This window comes from Vibrio sp. 1580, assembly GCF_033340055.1.
This window is the reverse complement of the sequence record NZ_JAWOVT010000001.1, coordinates 415,818-422,835: the sequence shown is the minus strand read 5'-3', so window position 1 is coordinate 422,835 and position 7,018 is coordinate 415,818. Positions and strand designations below refer to the sequence as shown.

The following is a 7,018-nucleotide window of genomic DNA, read 5'->3' as shown; positions in this document are numbered from 1 at the left end:
TTGATTTTAGGATCGCTATCGCTAAACACTGGTGATTATAGGTACATCCAGCACCTGAACGATGGTGATTTTAGGATAGCAACCGCTAGACACTGGTGATTGTAGGATATCCAGCACCTGACTATGGTGATTTTGGGATCGCTACCGCTATACACTGGTGATTATAGGTACATCCAGCACCTGAACGATGGTGATTTTGGGATCGCTCATCGCCTAAGGCTGGTGATTGTCGGACACCCAGTCCTGAATTATGGTGATTTTGGTATCACAACCGCTAAACACTGGTGATGATAGGTACATTTAGCACCTGAACTATGGTGTTTTTAGGATCGCTCATCGTCTAAGTCTACGACGATAGGAACTAACACAGTACAAATCCCTATGAGTGGACTCCGTACACTCAAAAGCGCTTCCATCAAAATCCTAGTTCTATAATCAATAACAGATCCTACTGGTTACAAAAGTTACATTCATTTAAGTGAAAATTGTAACCGAAAAGAGAATATAAAACAGACACTTATAAAAAGGTTACTTTTTCCGAAAAAAAAATGTAACCGATGAAATCCTTACTGCACAAGGGTTAGAGCCACTTGGTTACATTTTCCTACCTACTCTTATTAAATGAAAAGTGAAAGTAATAAAAATAGTAAATGTATAGAGTCATGGATTTTGCTCTAAAATGTAACCCTTTTAGTTAAAGTATTGATTTTTAATATTTTATTCGGTTACAAATCGATATAATCGGTTGTAACCCAACGTAACTTTTGTAACCCGTTTTATATATGCGTGAATTATATAGGAGTTTGCGGTTACATTTTTTGTAACCTCCTCCTCGCCAAGAGAAAAAACACTCAATTTTATTTTTCCAATTTTTGTTGGTAGTATTTCATTGTTGCTTTGATTGTTGTTGAGGTGGTTCTCGACAATATGCAACTATCTCTCGTTTTTGGCTTGGGATTATAGATTGAACCTTAGATACCCGCTCCTGAGTGGGTATCTTTTTGTCTAAATTTTTATTTCATATACATTTGACATCAAAGAAAGAAAATTACTAACCTTCTTTTTGTGGGCACAAATTGATTTCAATTTTAACCATATTCGAGGGACTAACCACCTCTCGTTAGTGAATCTATAAATCCAAAAAAAAACGAATAATAATGAATAATACCTCTTTTGGCGGTAATCCCGCACCCCAACACCAACTAACTGAACTCATAAAAGTCAGAATAACCACTACTAAAAAAAATTGGCTAAAAACACAACCTAACGCTTCGAGATTAATTAGGGATGCGATTGATGAGTTGATGAGTTGATGAGTAAGTCTCTAAATAGAGTTGGTGATGGTCATGGAAATGCTTAATAATGTTGTATCTATTGAAAGCTCGATAGATAAGGTAGATGCGCAATCTCTCAAACTTGCGAGTGAAATTAAATTCAAAATCAATAAACTTCTAGGTGTTACCTCGCCTGAATCTGTCGATTGGTTAGATATTCCTATTGATTGTCGTGCCCTTCAAAGTCAGCTTAATGGATCATTTTATTCGAGTACTAATCGACGTATTTATCTAGTTAATGAGCAGGGTGCTCTCATCCAGTTTGAGGGAAGTGAAGCGGTCTCTGCTTTATCACGACGATATGGTTCATTTTTTGACGATTTGGAGTTGGAGAGTATTGTAGAAACTCCTGTTCGCCGCCTTACTGACGGGAAGGCTGAGTACAGATCATTACTAAAACAAATCCTCGAAGTGCCATCAAAATCATTAATCAGCTTCATCAAATATTATTCTCAGCGAGATAGAATTGATATTGAGGTTGATATATTTGCTCAGGATAGCTACATGCGATTAACACCTGACGTAGCTACCGTTCGATTTAATCACATTCCATATGAGTGTGAGATTTTAGAAGAAGACCTTCGTGACGATGTTATCAATGATTACAAAATGCATTTTCCTGAGTTTGACGATTTTCTAAAACTTATTGTTGCAAGTCGTTTCGCTCGCGATAGAAAAAAATGCTACCTCTGGCTAAAGTGTGATTCGGATTGGGGTAAAGGCTTTTTGTTTAATGAGTTAAAGCGAGTTGGTTTAGTTGCGAACACAAGCGTAACCGAAGTGGAAAAAATGATGTCTGGCTCTCCAGTAGCAAAAGATTTTTCTGTATTTAAACGCGCTCTAATTCTTTGGGTTGATGAGTTCAAATCTGTTAAATCGGAGATTAAAGAACTTTGTTCAGAGATAACCATTTCTCCCAAAAATCAGCTTAGCGTTAGTGTGCCTCTTTATACCAAGATTTTCACCTCAGCAGAGAGTGTAAGTTCCCTAGTAAACGAATACGGAGTAGAAGATCAATTTGCTAACCGATTCAATATGATTTCTGGAGAAGGAAGTATAGAATCCCGAGCAAAATGGGCAGAGGTTGGTAAGACTGTATACGGCGATCATGTATGTAGTTATGCAGTGCATACCATCAATAAAATTATAGAAGACCTACGGGTGTTAGGGCGTTCTGATGCAGCTATAGAAGCAGACCGAGTCATCGCTGAATTTTTCTCTAGCTATGGTATAGATAAGAAGTTTAATCGTCTATCTGATGGACTGGATATGGTTGTTTCAGAAGTATCTTCATACATCTATGAGCGATACGAGCGATACAAAAACCATCCTTCAGTAATAATGGTTGAGGGTTATATTTATCTCAAGTCTGCTAGTAAAGAGGTTGGCGGCATAATTACAGATATTTTTGATAAAAGCATGGCTGGAACATACATCAAAAAGAAGGACGAAATTATACGTAAACTGAGCTTATCTGGTGAAGGCGTTAAGGTAATAAAACTAGATGGTAAAACGGTACGTGCAGTTATAGTTAGAAAGCCAGAAGATTTTAATATTAACACCACGCCTGAGCATACAGAGCCTCCATTCTAAAGCAAATGAAAGCCTCCTAAGGAGGCTTTTTTTTTGGGATTAATTCTTTAGGTAATTTATGAACATGAATTTTTCCATTTTTAGTCTTATGTAATATGTGGTTATTAAGCAGATACTCTATAATACCTTGTCTGTAATTATTTGTTTTTATTATCATTAGTTTTAATTTTATTTTTGAATTTTCTAGTGTGTTGCGGTAGATGTTTTTGTATAAATAAATCTAGTTGATATTCTGGGATATTTATAAAAATCGAAGCATCCTTTTTCGATATACCAAATCCACTTTTAAATAGTTTTGTTAGATGTTTATTTGAGAATCCTCTTGATTTATATATATCAATTATTTCTTTGAATTCTAATAGTTGATTTTCATATTTCGATTTCAATCTATTAATCTGAATAGGCTTAAGTCTACCACTTTCGACCTTACCCAAAACCAACTTCAAAAACTCTTTTTTTTGCGCCTCATTGAGGTTAAGGTGATCAATTGAAACTTTCTTTTTTGTCATAATATTTATTCGTTTCTCTTTAATTATAGTAACCACAAAACTTTGATTCAAATATGTTAATTTGTGTAGTCAAAAAAATATAGTACCATTAAGTTAGGTGGAGAACGAAATTGTGGAGGCACGTCCAGATTGTTTACATTTTTGCATCCGCAAACAACAACCTCGTGCTTTAAGGGGGGCCCTTAAAAATCCCATTTATTGTCTCCGTCAATAAAATATAAATAACTATTATGACAAATAAAGAGAGTCAAAATAAACAAAAGAAAAAGAAGGAGACTTTAAATAAGGTTATTGGTTTCAGAATCAACAATAATTTAAAGGCTGAACTAGAGCCTCTTTTACTGAATGGAGAAAGCTTAAATATCTTTGCTAGAGGAATGATTGATGTTGATAGAATAGTTCCTCCTATTGATGTATCTAGAGAGTTAATGACTGTGTCTATTTTGGAAGTAGAAAAATCTCATTTTGATTCATTCTCAAAGATATTTTGGGGGATGATTAATAATGAAGACTCAGTAAAAGCAAAGGTCGATTTTCAGCTAACAAATTACCTAATATGTCTTAGAAAAATTTGTCACCTTCTTATAGTGCATAACTCTAACTTTCCTAAGTCAGAATCTTCGACTCGATACATTGGAGATGAAGGTAATGATTTTGAAGACAAGGTTGTATCTGATGATGTGATTTTTGATGAAGAGATAGAGGAGAAAAACAGTACTAGCTCTGTTGTAAGTTTTAGAATCACTGAGTCTCTTTATCGCCAACTTTATGACAAGGCGGTTGGGACAGAATCCGTCCAGCAACTATGCAAATTAATGCTAAAACCTAACTACAAAATCCAACCTGTAGATCTTGGTTACATTAACCTAATTCTTAAGACTGAGCGGTTCTATTATTCACGCCTAAATAGTGTTGGTAGAGCGTTAGTAACACTACAAGAAAGGTATTCTGGTTTAGATATGAAATTTGTGCTCATTTATAGACAAATGTCAGCTCTAAAATTTTTGATGGAGGAAAGCCTTGGTCAGCACATAAAAGTAGTTAAAAAGAAATAACCAAATGATTATTCGATTTTCAACGCGCATTAATGGCATCGGTGACTACCTTGTTAACGGTAAAGTTAGAACCACAGGGGTTCATCGGGATGAGTACGATACACGAGTTCCAATTCATGGCTCGCTAGAGGCCATCGAGCGGGACGCAAATTGGATTGCAAAATACAGAAGCAAATGGGATGGAGCGTACAAGCACATTACTATCAGTTTTGATGAGACAGATATAAAAAAATACAGCGAAATACCGACCAGTGAGCAGTATGAGATGCACAAGGCTATTGTTGATGAGGTGCTTCGCGCAAATGTTCCTCATCGTGATCTTGATGAGCTTAACTATTATGCAGAAATGCATATCCCTACTAGAAAGCACATGCTCGATGAAAATGGTCAGCGTCGCAAGCCTCACCTACATGTTGCTGTATCTCTCCTTGATCATAAGACTCAGAAAAAATTAGAGTTTTATAATCCTAATGATTTGTCATATCACTCGGCTGTTCAATCAGAAATTAATGCACGCTATGGGTTTTTAGACCCAGTTACGGTTATGGAGAGAAACGCAGAACAACAAATTGACCGAGTTACGCCTGTAAAGGGTAAGAGTACTAGCCACAAGGTTAGGCAAGCTTTGATCGAGCATCTACAAACTTGTAAACCTAAAACTGGAGAAGAACTAACCAAGTCTCTTATGGAGTTTGAGCATATTGCTCCCATCTCATCACCGATCACGCCTGTCGCAACCAAAGGCACTAAAGGCAATCGCTATCTGAAGATTAAGATAAATAGCAAGAAAGGTCGTGGTCGTAAAGGGGAGTGGCGCTCACTAAATGTGAGAGGTGAGGGACTGGAATTTTTAGAGTATCTCTATGACAAGTATCGTGTTGACTCGTCCAATGAAGCAACGATTGATGAGTCTGTCAGAAGGTTTAAGAGCGAATTCATGAGTGATACAACCTCACCGTTTAGCAAAAATCTGCTAACTTCTGTTTTCTCAGATAAGATTGAGCCTAAGCTTTCTGCTAAATCTCGCCGTAAGCGAATTGATGGTGAACTCAATTCTGGAGCAAACTTCCGAGTAGATCTTAGAGATAATCATGAGTATCGCCGCAATCTAATCGACGAAAAAAGAAAAAAATTTCTATCTAAATCACCTAATCGTTCCACAAAAGAACGTGAGGAACAGGTGAGGAAAAATAAGCAATTAGCTATTGATGAGAGTCGTAGATTTATTAGGGAGTTAACTAGGCAACAAAGACAGTTTTACTGTATTTACAAGACCAACATCGATAAAGGTTTTGTTGAGGATGGTAAGTTTTTCAAACCTCGTGAAAACCCAGATCAGAACCATTTCTATAGTAAGAAGTGGGGGTGTTACATCATCGATCATGGAGATATGATCACAGCCGACACATCCTCTAAATCACCTCTCGATAAAATTGCTGCCCTAATGGTGCAACAGGGTCTAGCTAAAGGTTGGGCGTTGGATAGCATACAAGCAACTGAAGGCTCAAGCGATGAGTTTAAGGCTGCTGTAGCTCGCGCAGTGGAAACACAGAGAAAAGGTTTACTCTCAGATGAAGTGCAAGAGCTAAATGTCAGAACTACAAAACTAACTACTCACACAAGGTATAGAGAGCCACCAAAAAATCTATACACAGACCGTTTTGAAAAGGAGTTGTCAGAGCGTGTAAATCGTAAGGCGGGAGCTATTTGTAGTCACGCTAAAAGCGCCGTTACTTCTGAAATGATTAAAGCCATCCTTGAACGATTTAAGCCTCTTGGTCGCGCTCCTGATTTTGATACTCTTCAATTTGAACGTAATGATAAAAATCACCTAATCATTATTGTTGGTGGTCGTCGTTATAATGCTATAGATCTGCTGAACAAGGTTATGGGCATCTCAGTTAGTGATGCTGTGGACGAAATCAGCAGACAAATTGAGTTAGCTAAACCGCAAGAGAAGGAGGTATTAGACGATAGTACTGACAGAGGGATCGGCGGTGGCTCTGGACAGAATACTACCCCCGAACCAGAACCTAAGTCAGCACCTGCCAAACCTGAACTACAATTAAAAAATCCCCTAAAAGTTGGCTGATAAGTATGGGGATCTAAACCAGAGAGATTCAGTGCTTAATCTGAGAGTAGTAAGGTGTTGATGTAAAGGTGTTTTCGTAATTGATGTAACAAGCAGAAATGGAGTTGAAGAAATCCGTTTTGTTGTTAATAAAAAGAGGCGTTACGCCATAGGTTTTGTTAGAGATGTAACTGGTTGTCATCTCGATGAAGCCATTAGATAGGCTTATGTGCATACATTTTCTGACCCTAGAGGATGGAACACAAAACTGCAATATTAGCGTTAACCCCCGAAATAACTAAGTATTAACTACTTGAAATAGCTTACATTCTATTTGTTAGTTTAACAATTTCGCTGAGGTGTATCGCGAGATGGCAGAATTTTCACTAGTGAAAAAATCGGTGGTTTAACAGTTTCGCTGAGATATAGCGCGATATGGCAGAATTTTCACTATTG

At 37.2% G+C, this 7,018-nt stretch carries 4 protein-coding genes; 3 read left to right on the top strand and 1 reads right to left on the bottom strand.

Annotated features, from left to right (window positions below; genetic code table 11):
- Window positions 1–1,346: 1,346 nt before the first annotated feature.
- Window positions 1,347–2,927, top strand: a complete 1,581-nt coding sequence (locus R7093_RS01960; protein WP_318117464.1) for a hypothetical protein — start codon at window positions 1,347–1,349, stop codon at window positions 2,925–2,927.
- A gap of 137 nt (window positions 2,928–3,064) precedes the next feature.
- Here the strand turns inward: R7093_RS01960 and R7093_RS01955 are convergent, their stop codons facing one another.
- Complete coding sequence (locus tag R7093_RS01955) at window positions 3,065–3,436, bottom strand: hypothetical protein (RefSeq protein WP_318111986.1); 372 nt, start codon at window positions 3,434–3,436, stop codon at window positions 3,065–3,067.
- Window positions 3,437–3,666: 230 nt separating this feature from the next.
- Here R7093_RS01955 and R7093_RS01950 point away from each other — a divergent pair, with 230 nt between their 5' ends.
- Entirely contained in the window at window positions 3,667–4,491 is an 825-nt protein-coding gene (locus R7093_RS01950) for a hypothetical protein (RefSeq protein WP_318111987.1), read from the top strand.
- A gap of 4 nt (window positions 4,492–4,495) precedes the next feature.
- Window positions 4,496–6,583, top strand: coding sequence for a hypothetical protein (locus tag R7093_RS01945; RefSeq protein WP_318111988.1), 2,088 nt, complete (start codon window positions 4,496–4,498; stop codon window positions 6,581–6,583).
- Window positions 6,584–7,018: the final 435 nt, after the last annotated feature.

Bases quoted from the DNA above. Each gene is read 5' to 3' on its own strand.
- R7093_RS01960 (WP_318117464.1), top strand. From the start codon at position 1,347: ATGGAAATGCTTAATAATGTTGTATCTATTGAAAGCTCGATAGATAAG.
- R7093_RS01955 (WP_318111986.1), bottom strand. From the start codon at position 3,436: ATGACAAAAAAGAAAGTTTCAATTGATCACCTTAACCTCAATGAGGCG.
- R7093_RS01950 (WP_318111987.1), top strand. From the start codon at position 3,667: ATGACAAATAAAGAGAGTCAAAATAAACAAAAGAAAAAGAAGGAGACT.
- R7093_RS01945 (WP_318111988.1), top strand. From the start codon at position 4,496: ATGATTATTCGATTTTCAACGCGCATTAATGGCATCGGTGACTACCTT.